The 25,383-nt window shown below is 42.6% G+C and carries 19 protein-coding genes, 1 tRNA gene and 1 pseudogene; 5 read left to right on the plus strand and 16 right to left on the minus strand.

All coding sequences use genetic code 11. From position 1 onward, the window contains the following. Nucleotides 1-2 precede the first annotated feature (2 nt). The 5 genes from EPL05_RS03380 to EPL05_RS03400 all read right to left on the minus strand — a co-directional run bounded on the left by EPL05_RS03380 (nt 3) and on the right by EPL05_RS03400 (nt 11,942). On the minus strand, nt 3-1,205 hold the full coding sequence (locus EPL05_RS03380) for an acetate/propionate family kinase (protein WP_128532121.1): 1,203 nt from the start codon (nt 1,203-1,205) through the stop codon (nt 3-5). Nucleotides 1,206-1,881: 676 nt separating this feature from the next. Then, entirely contained in the window at nt 1,882-5,175 is a 3,294-nt protein-coding gene (locus tag EPL05_RS03385; protein WP_128532123.1) for a CheR family methyltransferase, read from the minus strand. A gap of 672 nt (nt 5,176-5,847) precedes the next feature. Next, nucleotides 5,848-9,087, minus strand: a complete 3,240-nt coding sequence (locus tag EPL05_RS03390) for a CheR family methyltransferase (RefSeq protein WP_128532125.1) — start codon at nt 9,085-9,087, stop codon at nt 5,848-5,850. 127 nt (nt 9,088-9,214) lie between these two features. Then, nucleotides 9,215-11,020, minus strand: coding sequence for a sensor histidine kinase (locus EPL05_RS03395; protein ID WP_128532127.1), 1,806 nt, complete (start codon nt 11,018-11,020; stop codon nt 9,215-9,217). 848 nt (nt 11,021-11,868) lie between these two features. Next, a tRNA-Asn gene (locus tag EPL05_RS03400) sits at nt 11,869-11,942 on the minus strand. Nucleotides 11,943-12,087: 145 nt separating this feature from the next. Here EPL05_RS03400 and EPL05_RS03405 point away from each other — a divergent pair. Beyond that, nucleotides 12,088-13,002: a PfkB family carbohydrate kinase gene (locus EPL05_RS03405; protein ID WP_128532129.1), complete on the plus strand. Its 915-nt coding sequence runs from the start codon at nt 12,088-12,090 to the stop codon at nt 13,000-13,002. Nucleotides 13,003-13,273: 271 nt separating this feature from the next. On the opposite strand, the gene EPL05_RS03410 is transcribed toward EPL05_RS03405, so the two are convergent. The 7 genes and pseudogenes from EPL05_RS03410 to EPL05_RS03435 form a co-directional block, all read right to left on the minus strand. Next, nucleotides 13,274-14,272, minus strand: coding sequence for an ABC transporter ATP-binding protein (locus EPL05_RS03410; RefSeq protein WP_128532131.1), 999 nt, complete (start codon nt 14,270-14,272; stop codon nt 13,274-13,276). A gap of 388 nt (nt 14,273-14,660) precedes the next feature. Then, complete coding sequence (locus EPL05_RS03415) at nt 14,661-15,077, minus strand: hypothetical protein (RefSeq protein ID WP_128532133.1); 417 nt, start codon at nt 15,075-15,077, stop codon at nt 14,661-14,663. Next, entirely contained in the window at nt 15,061-15,726 is a 666-nt protein-coding gene (locus EPL05_RS03420; RefSeq protein WP_262708156.1) for a hypothetical protein, read from the minus strand. The genes EPL05_RS03415 and EPL05_RS03420 overlap by 17 nt, the downstream gene beginning before the upstream one ends. A gap of 9 nt (nt 15,727-15,735) precedes the next feature. Continuing rightward, nucleotides 15,736-15,852: pseudogene (locus tag EPL05_RS24710) on the minus strand (RHS repeat-associated core domain-containing protein); the annotation flags it as partial. A gap of 40 nt (nt 15,853-15,892) precedes the next feature. Continuing rightward, entirely contained in the window at nt 15,893-16,741 is an 849-nt protein-coding gene (locus EPL05_RS03425; RefSeq protein ID WP_128532137.1) for an outer membrane beta-barrel protein, read from the minus strand. A 2-nt stretch (nt 16,742-16,743) separates the two neighbouring features. After that, nucleotides 16,744-17,553, minus strand: a complete 810-nt coding sequence (locus EPL05_RS03430) for a hypothetical protein (protein WP_128532139.1) — start codon at nt 17,551-17,553, stop codon at nt 16,744-16,746. Further along, nucleotides 17,537-18,106, minus strand: a complete 570-nt coding sequence (locus EPL05_RS03435) for an RNA polymerase sigma factor (RefSeq protein ID WP_128533047.1) — start codon at nt 18,104-18,106, stop codon at nt 17,537-17,539. The genes EPL05_RS03430 and EPL05_RS03435 overlap by 17 nt, the downstream gene beginning before the upstream one ends. 116 nt (nt 18,107-18,222) lie before the next feature. Between EPL05_RS03435 and EPL05_RS03440 the strand changes: the two genes are divergently transcribed. From EPL05_RS03440 to EPL05_RS03455, 4 genes are all read left to right on the plus strand, one after another. After that, a complete protein-coding gene (locus EPL05_RS03440; RefSeq protein ID WP_128532141.1) occupies nt 18,223-19,503 on the plus strand; it encodes a metal-dependent hydrolase family protein in 1,281 nt (426 codons plus the stop codon). A 69-nt stretch (nt 19,504-19,572) separates the two neighbouring features. Beyond that, a complete protein-coding gene (locus EPL05_RS03445) occupies nt 19,573-21,717 on the plus strand; it encodes an alpha-galactosidase (RefSeq protein WP_208394669.1) in 2,145 nt (714 codons plus the stop codon). 28 nt (nt 21,718-21,745) lie between these two features. Further along, nucleotides 21,746-21,922: a type II toxin-antitoxin system VapB family antitoxin gene (locus EPL05_RS03450; protein ID WP_128532145.1), complete on the plus strand. Its 177-nt coding sequence runs from the start codon at nt 21,746-21,748 to the stop codon at nt 21,920-21,922. Nucleotides 21,923-22,079: 157 nt separating this feature from the next. Further along, nucleotides 22,080-22,397 (plus strand): hypothetical protein, encoded by a 318-nt coding sequence (locus EPL05_RS03455; RefSeq protein ID WP_128532147.1) that lies wholly within the window; start codon nt 22,080-22,082, stop codon nt 22,395-22,397. Nucleotides 22,398-22,407: 10 nt separating this feature from the next. On the opposite strand, the gene EPL05_RS03460 is transcribed toward EPL05_RS03455, so the two are convergent. The 4 genes from EPL05_RS03460 to EPL05_RS03475 form a co-directional block, all read right to left on the minus strand. Then, entirely contained in the window at nt 22,408-22,941 is a 534-nt protein-coding gene (locus EPL05_RS03460; protein ID WP_128532149.1) for a CopD family protein, read from the minus strand. A gap of 91 nt (nt 22,942-23,032) precedes the next feature. Beyond that, nucleotides 23,033-24,058, minus strand: a complete 1,026-nt coding sequence (gene hemE / locus EPL05_RS03465; RefSeq protein ID WP_128532151.1) for a uroporphyrinogen decarboxylase — start codon at nt 24,056-24,058, stop codon at nt 23,033-23,035. Between the two features lie 85 nt (nt 24,059-24,143). Next, nucleotides 24,144-24,665, minus strand: coding sequence for a tetratricopeptide repeat protein (locus EPL05_RS03470; protein ID WP_128532152.1), 522 nt, complete (start codon nt 24,663-24,665; stop codon nt 24,144-24,146). A gap of 3 nt (nt 24,666-24,668) precedes the next feature. After that, complete coding sequence (locus EPL05_RS03475; RefSeq protein WP_128532154.1) at nt 24,669-25,373, minus strand: response regulator transcription factor; 705 nt, start codon at nt 25,371-25,373, stop codon at nt 24,669-24,671. Nucleotides 25,374-25,383 lie beyond the last annotated feature (10 nt).

Consider the following 25,383-nt stretch of genomic DNA (forward strand, 5'->3'; position numbering starts at 1 on the left):
ATTTATGGGTTAATGTTATAATTCAAAATAGTACATACTGACCTCGCGATCATTAATTCTTCATTGGTTTTGATCACCCTCACCAATACCTTGCTGGCATCGGTTGAAATAACGGCATCACTGTTTTTATTTTTATTTTTATCCAATTCAATCCCTAAAAATTGTAGTCCACTGCAAATTCGCTCCCGTATTTCGGGTGCATGTTCGCCAATACCTCCAGAAAATATAAAGGAATCCAAACCACCAAGCACAGCGGTAAATGCACCTATCCATTTTATACATTGGTAGCAAAAGAAATCAACGGCCTGTGCGGCACGTTTGTCGTCATGTTGAATTTGAAGAAGTTGCTGCATATTTGCCGTAGTACCCGATATGGCTAATAAACCAGATTCATGATTGACCAGGTGATTAAATTGCGCAGGCGTGAGCTTTTCAAACTTTTGTAAATACCAAGCTACGCCCGGATCAAGATCGCCGGTACGGGTACTCATCGTTAAGCCTGATGCAGGCGTAAACCCCATACTGGTATCCAAGTTTTTACCATTTTTTACTGCGGCAAGACTAGCACCGCTACCCAAATGGGCAATAATGATCTTTCCTTTTGCTTTTTCAGCTCCTGCGGTCCGTTCAAACTCTTCCATTAGGTAGGAATAAGACAGTCCGTGGAAACCATATCGTTTAACCCCTTTATCACGATATTTTAACGGGATGGGTATCAGCTTGGCAAGATCTGGCATTGATGCGTGGAAAGAAGTGTCGAAGCAAGCTACCTGGTGAATATTCGGATAGCGTTTTCTAAATACTTCGATCAATTTGATCTCGACGGGCAAATGTTCAGGGTCATAAGGGCTTATGTCCTTTAGTTCTTTCAATAGCCTGTCGGTAATCTTTTCTGGCGCGGTATGTTCCATACCCTGAACTATGCGGTGGCCTATTGCCTTCACCCTTATAAATTCGGTTTCCTCTTCCAGCCAGTTAATCAGCCAATTTGAGGCTTCATTGTGGTCAGCGACAGGGATGTTAACCTGATGACTTTGGCTACTTTCTAAATGGATGAAGCTGAGTTTGGCATCACCGCTTCCGATGCCTTCCATTTCGCCGGAAAGTAATTGATTAAGCGTACCGTTAATTTCATATAAAGCATATTTTATACTTGAGGAACCTCCATTTATGGTAAGGAGACAGTCTTTAGCAAGCTTATTCATGAGCACTGAAATAAGGCTTAGTGAGCAAAACGCCGCCGATGTCAAGAAATAAGGTACTGATTTGATTTTCTTTTTTCATGCGGCATTTAATTATTAATGCAGCGAAGTTATCCTACCTCTTTAAATAATAATTTGATATACAGCACGCTATTAAATGATCTTAATCATTTAATTTACTTCGTAACTATTTTGATAATAGTATGGATCAACTCGAAATGAAAGTGGGACTTAATAAATGGGAAAGATGTACCGGAAGTATCCTACCCAGTCTCAAACAGCAAAGAATAAGGTAAACAACTATCTGCTGAACGTTTGGCTGATTCAATAAAAATGACGGACTTGAAGAACAGCTGGCTACTGCTAACAATTTGCAAAAGATACATTGCTTAACGAGCTTGATTCATTCAAAAGATTTCCGTCGAACTGCCGAAAGAAAGCTTCAGATCGATTCTTTAGGTGTTTTTGTAAAATGGTTTCCGGAAATCCCTTTTCGAAAGAAAAATATTGGAACTTAATCCGCTCCTGACTATGTAAATCCAGCCTTTTGTGTGCTTATATTCATCAATTTTTCTTGAGGTCAGCAACACTAACTTTTAATTCTATCTATTGAGCACTTTCTGGACGTCAGTTTACCAAATCATGTACTTTGCACCAAAGAAAGGCATGTATAACATCATTATATTTGAAAAGCAAGCGTAAAAGTCGTCCCTTTTTTTACTTTGCTTTCAAATTTTATCTGTCCATTCATAAGGTTAGTATACCTGGTTACGATATTTAAACCCAAACCAGTCCCGGGAATAGTTCCCGTATTATGGGCCCTAAAAAACGCCTCGAAAAGGTGTTTCTGATCATCATCTGGAATACCGATCCCATTATCCTTTACTACCAGCGTTAATACGCCATCATTTATAGTTGAATTGAATTCGATAAATGTTTCTTCACCGGAATATTTGATCGCGTTACTAATCAAATTTATCACGCAGTTCTTTAATAAGGACTGATCCATCTTCACTTTACTGGTGGTGCCGGAGTGTTGGAAAATGATCTTTTGGTTTTGCTTTGAGATCATCTGCATTTCCTCGGTGATGTTTTCACCGAATTCAACGATGTCAAACAGTGTTCGCGATGGTTCTACTTTTCCACTTTCCAATTTTTCCAGGGATAAAAAGTCATTCAGAATGGCGGTTAGGTTACCAACAGAAATCTTTATTTTACCGACATGTTTGTTAATGTTGGCATTGTCAAATGGCTTTGCATATTTATCGATCAGCGAAGCTGATAACTGTATCGAACTTAAGGGTGTCCGGAACTCATGCGATGCCATTGAAACAAAACGGCTTTTCAAGACACCTAATTCTTTTTCCTTTTCCAAAGACAGGCTTACTTCCGCTTTTCCATCTTCCGAAGTTTTGATTGATTTCTGTAACCTGACGTTGCTTATATCCAAGTTATTTAATAACTTTTTAAGTTCTGAAATATCGTAAAAAGTAACAATGGCTCCGTCTGCTTTTTTACTGCCCTTTTTCAAATAAGGCATAGTCATTACCTGATATATCTTACCGTCAACGTCTTCCGCTTCTCTGGTAATGGTTGTCTCTTCCAAAATTACTTGTTTGATATCATCCATTAACGTCTCAAATTTTATATTGGTAGTGATGTTGCTGAGGGGACGACCAATATCACTCTCGCGTATATTGATGTGCTTTACCGCTCCTGGAGAATATCTTTTTAAGAGCAGGTCACGGTCTACAAAAAGCTGGCCGTTGGTGTTGCTGCGAAAGTAATTATTCAGGTCGTCGTTAAGGTCGGTTAATTCATCAATGGTCATCTGGTGTTCCTTATTGATGGTCTGTAGTTCCTCGTTAACGGATTGAAGTTCTTCATTGGTACTTTGCATCTCCTCATTGGATGATTGCATTTCTTCATTAGCCGATTGCAGCTCTTCGTTGTAAGATTGCATATTTTCATCCGAGGACGCTATACTCTCTTGAGCTACTGCGAGACTATGTTTTAATTCGGCAATTTCCATTTCCATACTGATCAAATGCTCTTTAGTGATCTCATTGATATCCGCTGGGCTGATAATATTTTCTTCCCTGGCAACCGTTTTTGACTCTGACAAAATGACAAGCAGCAACCGTTTCTCCGAATTGTTTACATAAAAGGGGCTAATGGTGATATTGACTATAGTACTTTTTAAATTTTCGGCATCTTCAATGGTTACTTCTTTTAGTAACACTCTTTCATCCAGCATCAACGCCTTATGGGCCGCCGCCTTAAAAATAATAGATATACTATCTGGAAGCAGCGTATTCAAATCGAAATTAAAATTTTCATTTTTAAGGTAGGAATTAATATCACCGAATGATTGGATCACCGACAGGTTTTCATCAGTACAGATACCGGTAAGGCCGGATTCTTTATATAGGAAGGAATTGATCTGTTCCTCCAAAGCAGATCTGGAAGCCGGAAGAAGTGTCTTTTTATTCACTTCCTTATTATTTATTTTTGCCCCTTCGATCACATGAGACGAAAAAGAATCAAACCGGACCGCACGCCCGGTTTTATTACTTTTAAGTATGTTCCATTTTGTATTGATCTCTTCAAAATCTTCTTTTAATGTACCGGAATTTTCACTGGGGCCTAGGAACAGGTAGCCATTTTGTTTTAATCCAAAATGCATCATGGCAAACACTTTTTTCTGCGATACCGGGTTTAGATAGATGAGTAAATTCCGGCAGCTGATCAGGTCGATATTGCAGTAAGGTGGGTTTTTAACAAGGTCATGCTTGGCAAATACCAGCATTTTTCTGATCTCGTGCTTAATTTTGTAAGATACTCCATCTTTTGTAAAGTATTTATTTAACCTTTCTTTGGAAACTGTTTTTTCTATTGTAATTGGATAAATGCCTTTAGATGCGGTATCCAAAGCGGGTTTACTGATATCCGTTGCAAATATTTTAATTTCAAGTTCTTTTGGGTGTAGCGTCAAATATTCTTTCATAATAATAGCCATCGAATATGCTTCTTCTCCCGTCGCGCAACCAGCTATCCATATCTTCAATATTTCGTTGTTGTTTTTGATGATATCAGGGATTACTTTTTTTTCGATGATCTTAAAAGCATCAGGGTCACGGAAAAAGGATGTTACACTGATCAAAAAATCATTTGCCAGCAACCCGATTTCCGAGTGGTTATCTTTTAAATAATTATAGTATTTACTAACCTGATTAAAATTGTGCTCGGCCATTCGCTTAGTGATCCTCCTGATAATGGTCGGACGCTTATATTCCGAAAAATCCATTGGTAGGTTCGCTTTGATGAGGTTGAATATCTGCCCAAGCATCTCCTCAGTAATATCGTCCGGTTTTTGACCGGTAGGTAATGTCACTTTGCCCTCTTTTACATAATTTTCAATAATCTTAGGCATAGCCTCCGGTGACAGCACCAGATCGGCCGATTCAGTAGCGATAGCCGCCAGTGGCATCCCATCAAAGGCTGCAGTGGCGGGTTCCTGAACAAGCACAAGCCCCCCGGCATTTTTGATGGCTTCAATACCATTTGAACCATCATTGCCTGTACCGGATAGTATGACCCCTATGGCCTTATCTCCTCGCTCTTTCGCCAGGGAAGTGAAAAAATAATCAATCGTCATATATGGACGGGATTGATCTTTTTTATCAGACAGCAAGAGCCTGCCGTTTTCAACGGTCATGAATTTGGAACTTGGTATCAGGTAAACGGTATTAGGCTTAATGTCCACGTTTTCAATAGCCTCGATAACTTCCAGTTTGCTATGCTGTGCCAGTAGGTGGGCCATCTGGCTTTTAAAATCAGAGGACAGGTGCTGTATTAAGATATAGGAAACCGCGTCAAGCGGGGTATAATCAAAAAATGCGGAAATTGCTTCCAAACCACCGGCAGAAGCACCAATGGCTATAATGTATTGTTTATCGACAATTTTCACCATGATTTTTTGATTGAATTAAAACAAAGAAACGATAGAGGAGCAGTAACAAATCTAATGTAATTATTCTTGTATTTTTAAATATGATGCTTCTTAAATGAACGCCGTCTGTGCTTAACCTGATGACAAAAACCGGTCAGACGAGTTTCTTCGGAGTACCGAAGATAAATGAATTATTATTTTTAGATAATACCTGCTTAATTTGAAGGGAGAAAATGAATAGAGGAAAATTTGAAAGGTTCGATGATCAATTTTAACCAGCCACAGCTTTCCACCAGGTTCACGTATCGCTCGCTGGTTAGCATCGATACGGCTTACTCAGGAAACCTTAAACTCACTGGTCTCGACTGCGATTCGGCAAACATCTTTTAAGAAGAGCTGTTGGTCTGCAGCATGTACAATAACCTAACTTATCTAACTGGAAACGTGTAAAGTCGTTTTAAATCAATGCCGTTTTCCAGGCTGCTTTAGTCAAAGCCTTGTTGGCGGCAATGAGTCCGGTTAGACGTTTTCTTTTTTGTTTATTTGATTAGCGAGCCTTTTGTTGACGATATCAGTTCAATAGTTTTTTTGCCTTGTCCATATTTCGTTTTCCCGCGGTGAATAAAAGTATTAATATGCGCGCTCTGCACCATCTAAAACTATCGCAATTGTAACCGGTATATGAAAACTGTTTTACATTTTAAAAAACACGCTAAAAGAACAGCCTTCGCCTGGACTACATGTTACATCGATCTTACCGCCGGAGGCATTGACGATTTTCCTAATCAAATACAATCCGATACCCGTTCCTTCGGCAGTTTCATTGACCCGTTTGTACTTTTTAAAAATATGGTCTACCTCATCTTTTGTAATGCCGATGCCGTTATCTGTTATTGTCAACACAGTGTACTCACCTTCTATTTCTGTTTTGATGCTGATCTCCGGCAAACGGTCGGGTGAGCTAAACTTTATTGCGTTTGTGATCACATTAAACATAACACTTCGCAGATTTTTTTTTGCAAACCGAACTTCCTTTTTTCTAAAATCCGTATGAAAAATGGCTTTTGATATTTTTATTTTTTCAGATAGGGTCTCCTTGATTTCTTTAAAAAGTGCAGGAAAGCTTTCCAGTTTATCATCTGTATCTTCCGTTTCAATATAGCCAATCTTAGCCAGGTCACTGATGATGGCTTTGAAATTGTTAACTGCTTTATTCATCATGCCAGATAATTCCAAAACCTCCGGGTCCTTCGTGTCCAGTTTATCATTGAGTATTTCCAGCAACATCTCAATATTGACGATCGGGGCGTTCAGATCATGTGAAGCACCAAATACGAAATTATTTAAGTCGGCATTGATCCTGAGCAGGCTCTTATTACTGCCATCAAGGCTCTTGTTGCTAATATTCAGTTCCTTCAACAGCTTTTTCAGTTCTGTGATATCGTAAAAACTGATAATGGCACCATCTGCTTTTTTACAGTTTTTCTTCAGGTAAGGCATGGTCATGACTTGGTAGATTTTCCCATCCTTTGCCTCAGCCTCGCGCGTGATGGACTCCTCATCATTAATAACTTTTCTGACATCATCGATCAGCGTTTCGAATATGATGTTCGTCGTGATATTGCTGAGCGGGCGGCCAATATCGCTCTCCCGGATATTAATATGCTTCACCGCTCCGGGCGAATATCTTTTCAGCAGGAGGTTCCGGTCAACAAATAACTGGCCGTTGGTATTGCTGCGAAAATAATTGTTCAGGTCGTCATTCAAATCTGTTAACTCGTCAATAGTCTGTTGATGATCTTTATTGACGGTTTGCAATTCCTCATTCACCGATTGCAACTCTTCGTTCGTGCTTTGCATTTCTTCATTGGCGGACTGCATTTCTTCGTTAGCAGATTGTAGCTCTTCATTAAAAGACAACATGTTTTCATTGGTAGAGGCGATGTGTTCATGGGCCACATCAAGTGCGTGTTTCAACTGAGCTATGTCCTGTTCGAGACTGATCACGTGTTCTTTGGTCACTTCATTGATATCGTCCACACGGATCACATTGCCTCCTGCTATTTTGGTTAGGCTTTCTGTAAACAACACCAGTAGTAAACGGTCGGCTGACCCGTTGATATTAAACGGGCTCAAAATGATATTGATGGTATTCTGTGATTTACCATTAGCTTCGATATCCAGTTGACTCAATATAACCCGTTCGTTTAGTTTTAGGGCTTTGTGAGCGGCGGCCTTTAAGGCTATGGAAATATGCTGCGGCAACAGGTCGTTCAGGTTGTGATTGAAATTGATACTCTTTAGATAAGGTTTTGTATTGCCAAAAGACCGGACGACCGCGAGATTTTCGTCGGTACAAACGCCGTTAAAATTGCCTTCTCTCAGCAAAGCTGAATTAACCTGGTTTTCGAGCTCAGATTTAGATACCGGAGCGATGTTCTTTTTGCTCACTTCGATGGTAGTGGTCTTTAATTCACCTACCCTGTGCGACGAAAATGTATCGAACCGGATAGCCCGGCCGGCTTTATTACTTTTAAATATATTCCATTTACCACTGATCTCACTAAAGCTGTCCTTAATAACAGTAGCACTCTCGCTGGGCCCTAAAAAAAGATAACCACCTTCCTTTAGCCCAAAATGCAACATGGCGAATACCTTTTGCTGTAAAGCGGTATTGAGATAGATCAACAGGTTCCGGCAGCTGATCAGGTCAATGTTACAATATGGTGGGTTTTTTGTTAAGTCATGCTGCGCGAAGATCAGCATTTTCCGGATCTCATGCTTGACTTTGTATGATGTCCCTTCCTTGTCAAAAAACTGTTGAAGTCTCTTCTTTGATACTGTTTTGGCGATGCTATCCGGATAAACGCCCTTTGAAGCCGTATCCAGTGCCGCTTTACTGATATCCGAAGCAAATATTTTGACCTCAATATTTTTGTTGTTTTTATTTAAATACTCCTTTACCAGTATCGCCATGGAATAGGCTTCTTCACCTGTTGCGCAACCGGCCACCCAAATTTTCAGAACATCGGTGTGGTTCTTTTTGATGATATCCGGAATAACGGTTTCTTCGATGATCTTAAAAGCTTCCGGGTCGCGGAAGAAGGAGGTCACACTGATCAGAAAATCATTGGCCAATAAGGCGATCTCTGCCGTATTCCCTTTTAAAAATTGGTAGTATTTATCAACCTTGTTTAAGTTAAAGTTCACCATTCGCCGTTTGATCCGCCGAATGATCGTAGGGCGTTTATAGTCTGAAAAATCAAGAGGCAAGTTGCCTTTGATCAAGCTGAGTATATTATCAAGTTCCTTTTCGCTGATCTGTTCAGCGGCTTGGTCGGTCAACAGCTCAAGAATGCCGTCCTTTACATAGTCTTCGATGACCTGGGGCATAGCTTGGGGTGAAAGGATCATATCTGCACAGTCCGTCGCTATAGCAGCAAGTGGCATGCCGTTGAAGCTCGCCGTAGCAGGATCTTGAATTAACACGATACCGCCAGCTTGTTTGATCGCCTCTATCCCTTTCGATCCGTCATCGCCGGTCCCTGATAAAATAATCCCGATAGCCTTGTTGCCGCGTTCCTGGGCCAACGAGGTAAAGAAATAGTCGATTGTCATATGTGGCCGCGGCTGATCTTTTTTGTCTGAAAGGATCAGCCGGCCTTTTTTAACGGCCATAAACTTCGAACTTGGTATCAGGTAAACCGTATTGGCTTTGATTTCCACATTTTCTATCGCCTCGACAACCTGTAATTTACTATGTTGGGCCAATACTTGCACCATCTGGCTTTTAAAATCTGCGGATAGGTGCTGGATCAAAATATAAGATACGGAATCTAGTGGAGTATAATCAAAAAATGCGGAGATAGCTTCTAAGCCTCCGGCGGATGCGCCAATGGCAATAATATACTGTTGATTGATCATTTTGGCCATGGGCTATAAAAGGTTTATATTAATACAACCTGAATGTCTCGTAATTGTTACAAGCTAATTTATTTATTTTCAGGGATTTAGATATTTTAAAAACTGTAGTAACCGCAAAAAGGCCCGCTTTAACAAATTAATTACCCGGGAAGTTTGGCCTTATAGGAAATGTGATCGTGAAAGTAGTGCCTTCATTTACCTGGCTTTTAAACCTGACCTTTCCGTTCATTAACGCAACATAGCGTGTTACGATATTCAGTCCCAATCCTGTTCCCGGGATATTTCCAGTATTATGCGCGCGGAAGAAGGCCTCGAATAAATGCTGCTGATCTTCTTTAGGTATACCAATGCCGTTATCCTTGATAATGATAGTCAAATAGCTACCGGTGGTCTTGGTGCGAAACTCGATCAGAGAATCTGGACCGGAATATTTGATCGCGTTGCTGATCAGGTTTATAAGGCAGTTCTTAAGCAACGATGAATTAAGGGTAACTAAATGGCCCTGGCCGGTATGGCGAAATACGATTTGTTGCTCTTTTTTGGCCAGGGACTGCATATCTTCGGTTATGTCTTCTGCGAATTTTACCACATCGAATTCACTAAGGATAGGATTGATGTTACCAGTTTCCAGCAGTTCCAGGGATAAAAAGTCATTTAAGATATTGGTTAGATTCTTAGCGGCATTTTTTATGGTTTCCGTATATTTTTTAATGATGGGATGATCCAGATCTTGTGCGAGTCTTCCGATCAGCTCGGCAGAAAGCTGAATAGATGTGAGGGGCGTTTTGAATTCATGGGAAGCCATAGACACAAAGCGGCTTTTCAATACATTCAGGTGCTTTTCCTTTTCGAGGGATTTGCTTATTATTTCGCTGCTCTGTTCGATCGCTGTAACAGAATCGGCCAGACTTTTATTGCTTATACCCAGCGCAGCCAATAATTTCTTTAGTTCGCTAATATCATAAAAGCTGATAATAGCGCCGTCCGTTTTTCCCGTGTTCTGCCGAATATAGGGCATGGTCATAACCTGATATGTTTTCCCTTCGGAAGATTCCGCCTCCCTGGTAATGGTTTGGCCGTCCTGCATGATCTGTAGGATATCTGCAATCAGCGTTTCAAATTTGATATTTGTAGTGATATCCGCCAACGGCCTGCCAATGTCGCTTTCCCGTAGATTAATATGTTTTAAAGCACCCGGTGAATATTTTTTTAATAACAGGTTATTGTCAACAAATAACTGACCATTGGTATTGCTTCGAAAATAGTTATTCAGGTCATCATTTGATTCGGTCAATTCCGCATTAGTTTCCTGCTGTTCCTTATTAATCGTTTGTAATTCTTCATTGACAGATTGCAGTTCCTCATTCGCGCTTTGCATTTCCTCGTTGGCAGACTGTAATTCCTCATTATAAGCCTGAATATTTTCATTGGAAAAATTTATGGATTCATAAGCTGCTTCCAGGTTGCTTTTGGCATCAGCGAGTTCTTGCTCCAAACTGGCCAGGTGTTCGCGGGTGAGTTGCTTCATATCTCCAGGGCCGATCAAAGAATTGTCTTTCAGTTTTTTTTTATTCTTGGTAAACAGGATGAGCAATTGCTGCGCTTTCATATCTCCGTTAAAAACTGGGTTTATGACGATGTTTACGGAATGGTTACCTTCAAAATTCAGGTCGTGTAGTGTCACCCGTTGCTTTGAAGTTATGGCTTTATGTGCTGCTGCTTTGACGAACATAGCAACTTCATTAGGTAATAGTTCGTTTAAATTAAAATTGAAATTATCATCTTTCAGATAGCAAGTGGTATCGCCAAATGCTTTCAATACGAGGAGGTTCTGGTCAGTGGAAACGCCGTTAAGCCCTGCGGCTTCGAGAAACATCGTTAGCTCTTCGTTAACATTTAAAACCCTTGGCATTGTTAACCCTGATATTTTACCGTCTTGCACGCTCGTAGGTTTATTGGCATTTAAAGTCAGATTAAGTATTTAATAATTAGGAGTAGATAGAGAAAGTTTGTTAAATATAACACAATACAACCCGTCTAAAGCTATAATTAATTTATAGTACATCAGATTTTTAGTATTGCGGTAACAAATTTAGTCAAAGCGATACTGGAAAGGCATGATGATAAACAAGTCAAAATATGATTTAAGTCACTCCTCGCTGATTGTAGTTTATTTATCGTCTACAACTCTCCGCTGTAACAAATGGAACTGAAACGCAATTTGAGGCAACCTAAGCCTTCTCTAATAATCTACGCCAATTGCTTTAAAAAGATTTGGGGTGTTTATGCCCTTACGTTCCCAGTCAATTTGCTGCTTCCTGGCTTTTTAGAGTGCCGTCAGGAATAGTCAATTTTTTTTTCCTTTTGCCAGCAATAGAGGTTCCTGATCATTTCTTTGGCAATTTGAACTAAGGCTTCAATGGTCAAAAAGCCTGGTGAGGGTAAGCGTTCTCATAGTTCATCAGTTTTTAGAGTAGCGGATCTTTAGACTTGTAGTGCTCATGATCAGTGTGGAACAAGTCTTTCTCATACTCGTAGACATCCATCCCCAGATGGCCTATTTTACCGTACAATAGCCCTTTTAACGGCTTTTTATTAAATAACACCCTTAAATTTGGCCAATAAGAAACCAATAATCCGCCATTTCGTAGCAATACTAACTATCAATCGGCGTAATAACAAAGTTCTGCAAAAAAGAGGTACTGGTTTTTTTGTGAGAATCTTCTGCAAATTTTCTGCAAAGAAAAACCCCCACTCGCCAGAGTGGGGGTTAAGTCATTGATTTTCAAGCTCCTGAGCCTGGACTCGAACCAGGGACCCTCTGATTAACAGTCAGATGCTCTAACCAGCTGAGCTACTCAGGAATCTGGTTATTTCTCCTCCCCTTTTGGTTACCCGTCTTCCAGCGTTACTGGCCTCTGTAGTATTTTCCGGTTTGGAGTGTGCAAAAGTATGATTATTGAGGTAAATTCACAATATTTGCGCAAAAAAAAAATAAAATATTTTCGCATGAGTTTGTTAGTTATTGGTACTGTGGCGTTTGACGCAATTGAAACCCCCTTTGGAAAGACAGATAAAATCGTTGGCGGTGCCGCAACATACGCCGGATTGGCCGCTTCGTACTTCTATGACAAGGTAAATATCGTTGCCGTGGTAGGTGACGACTTCCCCGCCGAAGAAATTGCCGACTTTAACGCCCATAACATCAATACCGATGGATTGCAAATTAAAGCAGGCGAAAAATCGTTCTTCTGGAGCGGTAAATACCATAACGATATGAACAGCCGTGATACGCTGGTTACCGACCTGAACGTTTTGGCAGACTTTGACCCTATCATCCCGGAAAGCTACCAAGACTGCGAATACCTGATGCTGGGCAACCTGAGTCCGCAAGTGCAGCAAACGGTTATTAAACGCCTTAAAAACCGCCCTAAGCTCATTGTAATGGATACCATGAACTTCTGGATGGATATTGCACTGGATGATCTGCTGGAAACCATTAAAATGGTAGACGTATTAACCATTAACGATGCAGAAGCCCGCCAGCTATCGGGCGAGTACTCTTTAGTAAAGGCTGCAAACAAAATATTGGCGATGGGCCCAAAATACTTAATCATTAAAAAAGGCGAGCACGGCGCATTGTTATTCCACGAGGACCATATCTTCTCGGCCCCTGCCCTGCCTTTAGCCGAAGTTTTCGACCCAACTGGTGCCGGTGATACCTTCGCGGGCGGCTTTATTGGTTATATGGCCAAAGTGGGTACTGTTAATTTCAACAACATGAAGAACGCGATCATCTTTGGTTCGGCACTGGCCTCATTCTGTGTAGAAAAATTCGGTACAGAAAAGATCAAAAATTTAACCGACGAAGAAGTAGCAGCGCGCGTGCAACAGTTTGTACAGCTATCATCGTTCGAGATATAATAAGCAACCCAGCTTAACACAGCAACGGCGCAGTAAATTAATTTTACTGCGCCGTTCTTATTTCAATAGGGCCATGGCGATAGTTCCGGTGAGGGCACCGGAAAAGAGGAAGGTTAAGGGTTAACAAAAGTTAACACAATTTCAGTAAATATTTTACAAGCACTTGATAATCAATATTTTAAAAAAATGAGGGGTTAACACTTTTTTCGATAATAATAGTGTCACCATAATTTTCAATTCTATTATTATGAAACCGTTAGGACCATCCCCCTCAATACTCCAGATACTTTTTAACTTTTATCCCAATGTTGTCTCCGGGCTTAAAGCGCCCGTTCTCGCCATTTACCACGCGGATGATCACATCTTCATACTCCAGTAAAAGATCTTCGTAAAAGCCTTTAAAAAGCACTTCACGCACCGTCCACTGTAAACTGTCGGGCGAGGAACTTAGCCTGATCCATTCTGGGTATACTACTACAAATTCTGTGTCGGTACTTATTCCGCATAATGTAGCTTCATCAGGGCTCAGTACATTGCAGTTGCTCAGCAATTCTGCGGTATAAAGTTGCTGCGGGGTTTGGTAAAGTTCTTTAGGGGGGCCAGCTTCCACTATTTCGCCGTTTCTGATCACCACCAGTTCATCGGCCATGGAGAGCACTTCAGCGGGGTCGTGCGATACCATCACTACGGTGATACCGCTTTCGCGCACTATCTGGCGGATATCGTGCTGCAAGCCTTCCCTAAACGAAGTATCTACCTGGTTAAAGGGTTCATCTAAAAACAAAACCTGCGGGCGGGTGATAATGGCGCGGGCAATGGCTACACGTTGTTTTTCGCCGCCGCTAAGGTCGGCAACGCGTTTGTAGGCCATTTGCATCATGTTGAGCTGGGTGAGCACGGCCTCCGTTTTTTCCTCTTTAAGCTTTACGTTGGTGCTGGGCAGCATGGCGGCTACGTTATCCCATACACGGGCGAAGAGGTTGAGGTCATCCGTATGCTGGGTAACCATTTTCATTTCGTTATGGCCGGGGATCAGCTTTTCTTCGGGGCCCCAAATGCGCTCGCCTTTAAAGTAAACGTTGCCTTCGTTAGGCGAGAGCAGGCCGTAAAGCATGCGCAATAAGGTACTTTTGCCGCTGCCACTTTCGCCAATAATGGCGGTTATTTTACCGGGCTGGATCTCTATACTGATATCTTTAACGCCCGATTGGGTTACCCCCGGATATATTTTACTTACCGAAACTGCCTGTAAAAAAGGTACATCTGCCATTGGCTGCTAAGATACACACGATTACGGGATTTTAAGATTCACCCGTTTAATTACCGTGGCTGGGATTTTGCAAATAAGTGTTCCAATTTAAATGTGGAACACTTATTTTTAAAACAATATTGATTATCAGCATTTTACAGTTTTTGGTGAAACACTTTGGAACACCCCCGTAGGTTAAATAAACTTTATAAAGTTCTGATTATTAATTAATTAACCAAAAATTTAAATTCGACTAAAAAACAAAGTAAAATACTTTTTTGGCGGATTAATCACGAGCATTACCACCTCTTTGCCTACCGCCTATACTCGCGCCAATTGGGGGCCTTTGCCCGCTAAACAACAAAGCCCGGTCAGTGCCGGGCTTTGTTGTTTAGCGACAAGATATTATTTATAATATCTTGTCATTTTTATAAACAAGCTTAGTTTCTTGATTTTTAGTGGTATCCCTAAATGAAAAACAAGTATCGTTCAATACATCTATTTTGTAAATTTTGCCGCCAATATCCACTTTACCACCCTCAGGAAGATTCCAATTTTCATTTAAAACTATATCGCCTAAATCTAATCGTACTATTTTACTTGCATTCTTATATTTTATATATAAACGAGATTTGCCTTTCTTATCAAAATACCAGTAGGTAATAGATGATCCTTTATGTCTAGTGGTATCTTTAATCTCTTGCCAAACCTTGTAGTCAGAACCTGCAATGAGCTTTTGTTTCGTTGATATGTTTGTATTACAAGATCCACAAAATAAAATGACCAGTATAAGTTGACAGCTGAAAAGCTTATTGATTCTTATCATCTTTTTTTTTCTTATTATTATCAATGATATTAATCTTCATGTTGTTCATTGAATAAGGATCAATATTAAGCTGATAGCCGTACCCAGATATACTTTTATTAATCTTATCTAATACACCATCTACATCTGTTCTCTCAACACCATCCTTATTATACGCATCTTGTAAATAACCAACCACAGATCCCAACATTCCAGTTTTAAAACTTGTAGTTGTTTCTTTGAAGGTGGGGTCGGCAATTTGATCAGAATAAACATCTGCATGCTGTAAATTATCAGGAGCATTAGCCGCATATCCCTGCCCTTTGTCTAAATGGTCTTTTTCATGTACAAGAGCACTTTTCATATTGTCGTAGTTACCTAATATGCTAGGTATTTGCCCACCTCTATTGTTTATATCAATCTTATCACCTTTAGTATAGGCTAAGCCTTTGTCTGCCGGAGCAACCCCTACTGTTCCTCTTGGAATGCCCACTTGCGCACCACAGTAGCCTGCTATATTTGCAATCGTCTGCTCATTTTTACCACTAAATGGAAGATTAGCTACGTTAACCAATTGGCCATTATCGGTTTTGACTAAGATGTTATGACCTGTTGGTGTTATTTGAATTAACTGTCCTTGTGTATTGAATATATGATCTGTTGGCCCCATACCATCAGGGTCATTAAAACGAATAGGATCATTAAGCCCATAATTATACGGCGACCATCTTCTAAATTTCTCTGCCAACGGATCCACACTCGTCCACCTCGCAATCACTGGATCATAGAATCGTGCGCCATAATCGTATTAATCCCCAAATCCTTAAATCGTGCACCTACCAGCCTATACTCATCCCAAAGGAGAAGTTTCTCAAACCTTTCTGTGCGGGGCTGTCATCAAACATATCGTTTACGTAATACCTAGCAAATACCCCAATGCCACCGTAACCCACGCGTACAAACGGACCGTAACGGAATTTGGTAAAATGGTAATCGCCGTTGCGTTTTTGGTCGCCGTTTACATCGCTTTCCTGTAACAGGCTGCTGCTTAACAGTAAGCCCATATCCACCCCGGTAATAAAATGGAACCTGCGGCCGTCGGCATCGTCGTGCGTGCGGAAATCAAGGGCAATGGGTATCCGCAGGTAACTTGCCGAGAGGCGGTTCTTACTGTACTTAATATCATCGGGCACAAAGGTGAGCACATCCTGGTCGCGCAGGATGGTGCCGCGTTCGCGCAGGCGTAGGTTCAGCCAGTCGAAACCGCCCGAAGTGTAGATCCTGAACGTGCTGCTAAAACGGTAGCTGACCTGCAGCACATCAAACCCAATACTGCTGCTCCTCCACGACCGGTAATTTAAAAACTGGTTCTGGGGCGATAGTTTAAAGCTGCCGTTATCATTCAGCGTTGTTAACCCAATATCAAACCGGGTAAAGGTAAGCCCCATTGAAAAGCCTGGCTCCTTTGATGCGGTGTACGTGGTATCTTTCTGGTCGTTATTGATGTTCACTTCTGCAACATCTTTACCAATACCAAATTTGTATTTGTGCTTTTTCTTGCTTTTAATAATAATGATGGTATCGGCGTCACCACCTTCGGTATGCCGGGTTTTGATGGTGTCGGTTTGCGCAAACAATGTTGCTGCGGCAAAGCAAATTATAAGGGTAAATATGATTGATTTCATGGTTATTTATTGGTTGCTATAACTTCTTCTTTTTTAACTTTTATGATGCCGAGATTGATCCCTGTGATCAGCGATTCATCATCGTCTTTGTTGCTAAATTCTATCAGCTTGTCTTTACGTTTATCTACCTTGCTTACTACTACGTTTATCAGGTCGCCAAAGCTGCGGATGCGGTGTTTTTTTGGCTGCACAGCTGCAACAGTTTTGGCAGGCATTTGTTGGGCGGCCAGGCTGCTTACCGGATTTAGTTTTACTTCATTGGTAATGGTTGGGGCAAAAGTTGTTTGAGCAATTACCGCATTGGCATTCATATCAGGCTTTACCGGCGTTAAAACAACATTGTTTTGTGGCGCTGCTTTTAGTGCTACCTGGGCAATTTGCTGCTCGTTGTTCACATCTTCTATTTTTACAGCGGGCAGGCTGCTATTTTGTTTTTTGATGGTTTGTTTAATGCGATGCACTTGGGGAGTTACCGTTACAGCCAGAACATGGAAGGGTTCCGTTGTTTTAATTATAGCGTCTGCTTTAACAGGCGCAATATTTATTTGCGGCTTAGTACCCGTTTTAACACCTGCAGTTACCGGAGGCTTTGTATCGCCCACCTGCTTAAATTTAGGAATAAAAAATACGCCCGCGGTTATCAATACCAGCACACTGGCAGCTATACTGATGAACGGCAACGCCGAACGGTTTTTTCTATCGATAACAACTTCAGCAGCTATATTATCCCATAAGCTTTTGGAGGGCTCAACTTCAAAATCTTCCAACTTCGAGCGGAATAATTCGTCAAATTCTTTATCCTGCATATTCATAGCTTTTTTTTTCGGCCTTTAATATTTGTTCTTTTAAAATAGCTCGTGCCCGGGATAATTGCGATTTGGAGGCACCCTCGCTAATGCCTACAATTTCTGCAATTTCCTTGTGCGAATAGCCATCGATGGCGTAAAGGTTAAACACCATCCGGTAGCCCGGCGAAAGGGTTTTTATCAGTACTAATAAGTCCTTCGCCTCCAGGCTTGATGCTGCCGCCGCGTTTACCGATGGCTCCTGCCCGGCCTCGTCGATATCTACAACCTGCATCATGCGGTGATGTTTGCGGTAATACTCTATGGAACTGTGCACCATTATCCGCCTAACCCATCCTTCAAAAGAACCCTCGCCCCTGTAATCTGCTATCTTTTGAAACACCCTGATAAAACCATTCTGCAGCATGTCTTCGGCTTCCATACGGTCGGCGGCATAACGCAGGCAAACGCCCATCATTTTTGCAGCCAGCAGCTTGTAAAGCGTTTCCTGCGCTTTACGTTGCCCCGTTTTACACCGGTGTACCAGTTCGTCAATAGTAAGCTTAGGTTCCAAACGCATCATTTAAAGGTAAGATGGGCAACTGGTTAAAATGGTTGCATGGCATCTAAAATAATTTTAAGTAAATTTCCACTCGTTTTCTCCCCCGCTATAAAGTAAGCTAAATCCTATCTACAATGAAAATAATTCGCTTAGTTCTGTTGTTAAGTATTTTGCCATGCCTGCAATTAGCGGCTCAACCGGGGCAGACTGTAAATTACACCCTCTTAAAGCCCGATCGTGTTTTCGACGGGAAAGAAATGCATACCGGGTGGTGGGTGCTGGTAAAGGGCAAAAGAATAGCCAGCGTTGGCGAGGCCGCTGCCATAAAAGTGCCGGCCGGCGCAACTGTTATTGAACTAAAAGGCTCCACGTTAATGCCGGGGTTGATAGAAGGGCACTCGCACCTGTTTCTGCACCCTTATAACGAAACCAGCTGGGACAACCAGGTACTCACCGAAAGCCGCGCAGAGCGCACCGCACGCGCTGTACAGCATGCCAAAGCAACCTTACTGGCCGGCTTTACCACCGTGCGCGACCTGGGGACAGAAGGCGCCGCATATGACGATGTGGGCCTAAAGACCGCCATTAACAAAGGCATTATACCCGGGCCGAGGATGCTGGTAGCCACCCGTGCTATTGTGGCCACCGGCAGTTACGGACCAAAAAGTGATGTTACCGACCTTAATCTGGTAAAAGGTGCCGAGGAAGCAGATGGCAACGAGGGTATAAGCCGGGTGGTACGATCACAGATTGGTCATGGTGCCGACGTGGTTAAAATATATGCCGATTACCGCTGGGGACTGAACGACACGACGACCCCTACCTTTACGCTGGACGAACTGAAAACAGCAGTGCAGGTAGCCAACACAAGTGGCAGGCAGGTAGTAATGCATTCCAGCACCGAAGAAGGTATGCGCAGGGCGATAACGGCCGGTGCCCATACCATTGAGCATGGCGACGGTGGCACGCCGGAGCTATTTAAACTGATGAAAGAAAAGGGCATAGCGCTGTGTGCCACGCTGGCGGCAACGGAGGCCTACAACACCTATGCCGGTTGGAAAAAGGGGATAGACCAGGACCCGGCAAGCGTAAAAAACAAAAAATACATTTTTAGCGAAGCGCTTAAAGCCGGCGTTACCATTTGTATGGGCGGCGATGTGGGTGTTTATGCCCATGGCGATAACGCCCGCGAGATGCTGCTGATGGTAGAATATGGCATGAAACCGATAGATGTTTTGCGCTCCGCGACTTCTGTTAACGCTGAAGTTTTTGAATTGAAAGGGCTTGGTAATATCAAACCAATTTATTTAGCCGATATTGTGGCCGTAAATGGCGACCCCTCTGTTGACATTAAAGCCCTAAAACAAGTAACTTTGGTGATGAAAGATGGCATCATCTATCAACCAGGTAAATAAGCCAACCAACATAACTCCTATATGAATTTCTTTGTACGCTCCTTTTCGCGATCTGTAATTATTGTCTTAATGACAATAAAGGCACTTACCGCTAACGCGCAGTCTACCGTTATCCCTATCGAAACAAAAAATAATGCCATAGTGCTGCGTGTGGGCGATGATAAAAGATTGAGCATGGTTTACTTTGGCGGCAAGCTGGCAAATAACACCGAATATGCCGCTGTACCCAAAGTAACCAAGCAGGATAGGTACGATAACGTTTACAATTCGGCGTACACTACTTCGGGCACGCATAACCTGCTGGAGCCCGCCATTGAAGTTACCCATGCCGATGGCAATAAGTCGCTGGAGTTACAATATGTGGACCACAGCATTACTAAAATAAATGAGGACGTATCGCTGCTGAGCATCCGTTTGAAAGATTCGCTTTACAATTTTGAGGTAACGCTGAACTATCAAACCTACTACAACGAAAACGTAACCGAGCAATGGAGCGTGATCACTCATCACGAAAAAAAGGATGTGGTGCTTAATAAATACGCTTCGGCCAACTTGTACATCCAGGCCGATAGCTACTGGCTGAATCATTACCATGGCGAATGGGCACAGGAAATGCGCACCGAGGAAGAGCAGCTGAACCACGGTATTAAAACGCTGGATAGCAAGTTAGGCTCGCGCGCGGATATTTTTCAACCGCCGGTTTTTATGGTATCGCTTAACAAACCCGCCGGGGAAGACGAAGGCCTTGTGCTTTACGGTAACCTGGAGTGGAGCGGTAACTTCCGGATAGACCTGGAGGTTGACCCCACCAACAACCTGCGTCTGATAGCCGGGATGAATAACTACGCCGCTAACTATACCCTTAAAGCAGGCGTAGCTTTCGAAACCCCAAAATTTGTTTACACCCTGAGCGATAAAGGCAAGGGCGAAGCCAGCCGCAACCTGCAAAGCTGGGCGCGTAAATATAAGGTACTGGATGGCCAGGGCCCGCGTTTAACGCTGCTGAATAACTGGGAATCTACCTACTTCGATTTTAATAATGATAAGCTTTCGGCTTTGCTTAAAGACACCAAGGATTTGGGCGTTGACCTCTTTTTATTGGACGATGGCTGGTTTGGCAACAAATACCCCCGCAACGGCGACCACGCCGGACTGGGCGATTGGGAAGTGAATAAAGCTAAACTACCACTTGGCATCCCCTTCCTGACCAAAACAGCTAAACAAAACGGCGTAAAATTTGGTATTTGGGTAGAACCCGAAATGGTGAATCCCAAAAGTGAACTTTACGAAAAGCACCCGGATTGGGTGGTAAAACAACCAAACCGCCCCGAATTTTATATGCGCAACCAGCTGGTGCTTGATCTGAGCAACCCTACTGTACAAAACTTTGTATTTGGCGTGGTGGATAAACTATTTGCAGAGAACCCCGAACTGGCCTATATTAAATGGGATTGCAACGCGCTGATGTATAACGCCTACTCGGCTTACCAAAAAAACCAGGGTAATTTTTACACTGATTACGTACGCGGCTTATACAGTGTATTGGACCGTCTGCGTGCCAAATACCCAAAAGTGCCTATGATGCTTTGCAGCGGCGGCGGTGGACGGGTAGATTATGGCGCGCTTAAATACTTCACCGAGTTTTGGCCAAGCGATAATACCGAACCTATAGAAAGGGTGTTTATCCAGTGGGAGTACTCGTACTTTTATCCTGCTTTAACCAGCAGTAACCACGTTACCGATTGGGGCAAGCAACCCATCAAATTCCGTACGGATGTTGCTATGATGGGTAAACTGGGGTTTGATATTGTGGTAAGCAAATTAAAGCCCGAAGAATTGGCCTATTGCCAGGGTGCCTTAAAAACCTATAAAGAATTTAGCGAAGCCATCTGGCACGGCGATCAGTACCGTCTGCAAGATCCAAAAACTAATGATGTAGCATCCATTATGTATGTTGATTCTACCAAAAACAACGCTATCATGTTCAACTATTTGGTGAACCAGCGCTACCAGGCAGGCAGCCATCTGCCTATCCGCATGAAGGGTTTACAGGAAGATAAGATGTACGAAGTAAGCGAAGTAAACATGATGCCGGGCCAAAATTCCAGTATCGCTACCGCAACCTACTCCGGTAAGTTTTTGATGACCGTTGGCCTAAACCCTGACGCCCGCAGTGGGAGGAATAGTGTTTTGATAGCGGTGAGGGGGAAATAAAAAATTACTCTTATATTTAGGTAGGAAAATGACTATCGACATTGATGCTAACCTGTTGGCGAAAGCAAAGGAGATAAGCGGTATATCTGATAAATATATATTGATTGAGAAAGCACTTCAGCTTTATATAGCGTTAGAAGGTCAAAAGTTGATATTGGATATATGGAATAAGGTAGAGTTCGATGATAAAGATATTCATAATTGAAAAAAGCCTTTACCGTCAAATATAGCCGCGTACCAAAAATAATCTTGTTTCGGTATTTTTGTTGGTGCTAACCACATTGTTGGTTGTCAATTCTGACTACCTAGGGGCACTTATACCCTTTGCCTCTTTGGCGGTATTCATTTACATAACCATCAAGATGGAGGATACAGAAGGCATTACCATAGATGATGAAGCAAAATTGATAACTTTTTTAAAAAAGAATTCGCTGGGAAACAGAACTGTAGAAGCGGTGCCTTTTGAACAGGTATTCTTCACCTATCGCACGCAACAAATATCGAGGTATGATAAGGGGGACGTTTGCGTTATCGATTCGATCAAAAAAACCTATGCGGTGTTGGCGCCGCGTCAGCGTGGCTGGCAGCATGCTGATATCCGGCTATTAGCTGAAGCCCTCTCCGCATCAAAAATAAAGCAGATTACCGAAAAATATGATGATAAGGATATAGCCCTTTAATTGGAAATTTCTACTTCTTCTCCCTAAAATACTTATAGATTTTCACCGCCGACATGATGATAAGGCTGAAAAGGATGATGCCGATAACGCCGAAGATCCAGTTCACCGCGCTTTTAAGCACCACCAAAAACACAATGGCGAAGAGCAATATGGTGGCCAGTTCGTTCCAAAGGCGCAATTGGATTGAGGTCCATTTGTAAACACCTTTGGCCATCTGCTTCATTATCTGCTGGCATTTGAAATGATAACAGATCAACCCTACAACAAAGGTAAGCTTTACGTGGAGCCAGGGTTGTGTCCACAAACCAGGGTTTAGGTGCAGCATAGTCGCACCGGCCAAAATAACGAGGTACATACTTGGCGTGGCTATGATCCACCAAAGTTTTTTCTCGATGATCTCAAACTGATCGGACAGGATGGTTTTGGCTGGTTCCGGTTTATCCTGCGCTTCGCGGTGGTAGATAAACAATCGCACAATATAAAACAGCCCCGCCATCCAGCAGACTACAAATATGATATGTATGGCTAAAACGTATGGATACATGCCCCCTCCGCCCCCTGAGGGGGTACTTTTGATTTGTTAATTTGGTCTAACCAAACTCCTGTTCCCCCTTTAGGGGGTTAGGGGGCTGGACTTAGGCTTTATATTCTTTTATCACTTCTACCGCGTACTTCACGTTGTCAAACGGGATATCGGGCATAATGCCGTGGCCCAGGTTGAAGATAAAACCCGGCTCACCGCGCATCCGTTCGAAGAGGCGGTGGATACGGTCCTTGATCACTTTTTTATCTGCATACAAAATATGCGGATCCAGGTTGCCTTGTACAGCAATGCCTTTTGGCAAGCGGTTTTTAATATCCAGCAGGTCAACGTTCCAGTCGATAGAGATCACATCAGGCTTAGCCTCCGCCATCAGCGGCGCGAAAACCGAACTGCCTTTACAAAACGAGATCACCGGGATATCCTTACGGTTTAATTTGCTGATGATCTCCACGATATAACGGTGCGAAAATTCGGTATAATCATCCCATGATAATGCCTGCGCCCAGCTATCGAAGATCTGCACAGCGTTTACACCGGCTGCTATCTGCAGGTTTAAATAATCGGCGGTAACGGTTGCAATTTTCGATAACAATTGATGCGCCATTTCCGGGTGGTTATGCAGCATCAATTTGGTCAGCTTAAAATCTTTAGACGATCCGCCTTCCACCAGATAGCTCATTACCGTAAATGGCGCGCCTGCAAAACCTATCAACGGGATCTTACCGTTCAGGCGTTGCTGAATAACCTTTATCGCATCGGCTACATATTGCAACTTATCGCCAACGTTGGTTTGCAGGTTATCAATATCGGCTTGTGTGCGCACCGGGTTGGCAAATTTTGGGCCAACGCCTTGTGTAAAACTCAGATCGCCACCCATGGCTTCACCTGTTACCAGGATATCCGAAAAGAGGATAGCAGCATCAATATCTAACAGGTCTACTGGCAGCATGGTAACATCGGCAGCCAGCTCCGGCGTTTTGCACATTTCCAGGAAGGAGTACTTGTTTTTGATCTCCCAATACTCGGGCATAAAACGGCCTGCCTGGCGCATCATCCATACGGGTGGGCGCTCGGTAGTTTCAGAAAATGCGGCTTTTAAAAATAACGAATCTCTCATAATTAGTAGAGAGACAAGAAATAAGAATCAAGAGACAAGACTTCTTTTTCTTCTTGTTTCTTGGCTCTTACCTCTTGCCTCTGTTTTAGTGTTTTCTCAATTCCTGCTCAACGCGATCTATCACGTCTTTCATTTTAGCAGTTATATTGTCTTTATGTTTCTCGGTTAACTGCAGATAGGCTCTGGCCTTCTCGTAGTTACCGTTGCGTACGTTTATATTGGCCACATGCACCAGCGCTGCAACGTGGTCGTTAGCGCTGCGCAGCGGGTATTGGGCGGCAATCTCGTAATGGCGTTCGGCTTCTTCGTATTCTTTCTTTTGCAGGCAGATACCGCCGTAAATAAACTCGTAAAAGCCCCTTCGTCTTTTGCTTAGCCACTCCGGGCGACCCACTTCGCTCAGCAGGCGTTCGGCACCGCGGTAATCTTTGTTGTGGAAATGTTTAGCCGCCAATACTATCGGCCCCTGCTTAAAATAGCCCCAAACCAGCAACACAATAAACATTACCGACACCGCCGCCAATGGATAGATGTGCATGTATAATACCACCGAAAGCAGTACCACAAAAAGACCAGTGACTAATATGCGTGCCCTTTTTGTGAACATGTATTAATGCTGATCTGTAAACTTATAACCTACCCCACGGATGGAGTGAAAATAAACCGGGTTCTTAGGATCCGGTTCAAAATACTTACGGAAAGTAAGGATAAAGTTATCTATAGTACGGGTACTGGGGTACACATCATAGTTCCAAACGGTTTCCAATATCTGCTCGCGCGATACGGCCTCGTTGCGGCGCTCAATCAAAAGCTTCAGCAGCATAGTTTCCTTTTTGGTTAAAGGGGTAATGCTGGTGTCCTCGTTCACCAATTCAAACGAGTTGAAATGGATAGTTTTCTCGCCTATTTTGTAGCTGTTAAACTCTTTCAGTTCATCGCCTTTCAGGCTGCGTTTTACCAGGTTATTCACCCTTAAGATCAATTCTTCCAGGTTGAAGGGTTTGGTCAAATAATCATCCGCGCCTTTTTTAAGACCCGAAATTTTATCCTCATTGGTGTTTTTAGCGGTAAGGAACATAATGGGAACCTCAGAATTTTCGAGCCTGATGGTTTCTGCAACCACAAAGCCGTCTATCTCGGGCATCATTACATCCAGTATCACCAGGTTAAAACGCTCTTCTTTAAAGATCTGAAGGGCCTTTTTACCATTATTTGCTGTAGAAACTTTATAACCTTCCAGCTCCAGGTTTAGTTTAATGGCTTCCAACAAATGATCTTCGTCTTCGGCTAATAAAATTCTTTTTTTAGGCATCATTCTATTATTT

Origin of the sequence: Mucilaginibacter gilvus (genome assembly GCF_004054195.1) — a bacterium.
Classification (GTDB): Bacteria; Bacteroidota; Bacteroidia; order Sphingobacteriales; family Sphingobacteriaceae; genus Mucilaginibacter; species Mucilaginibacter gilvus.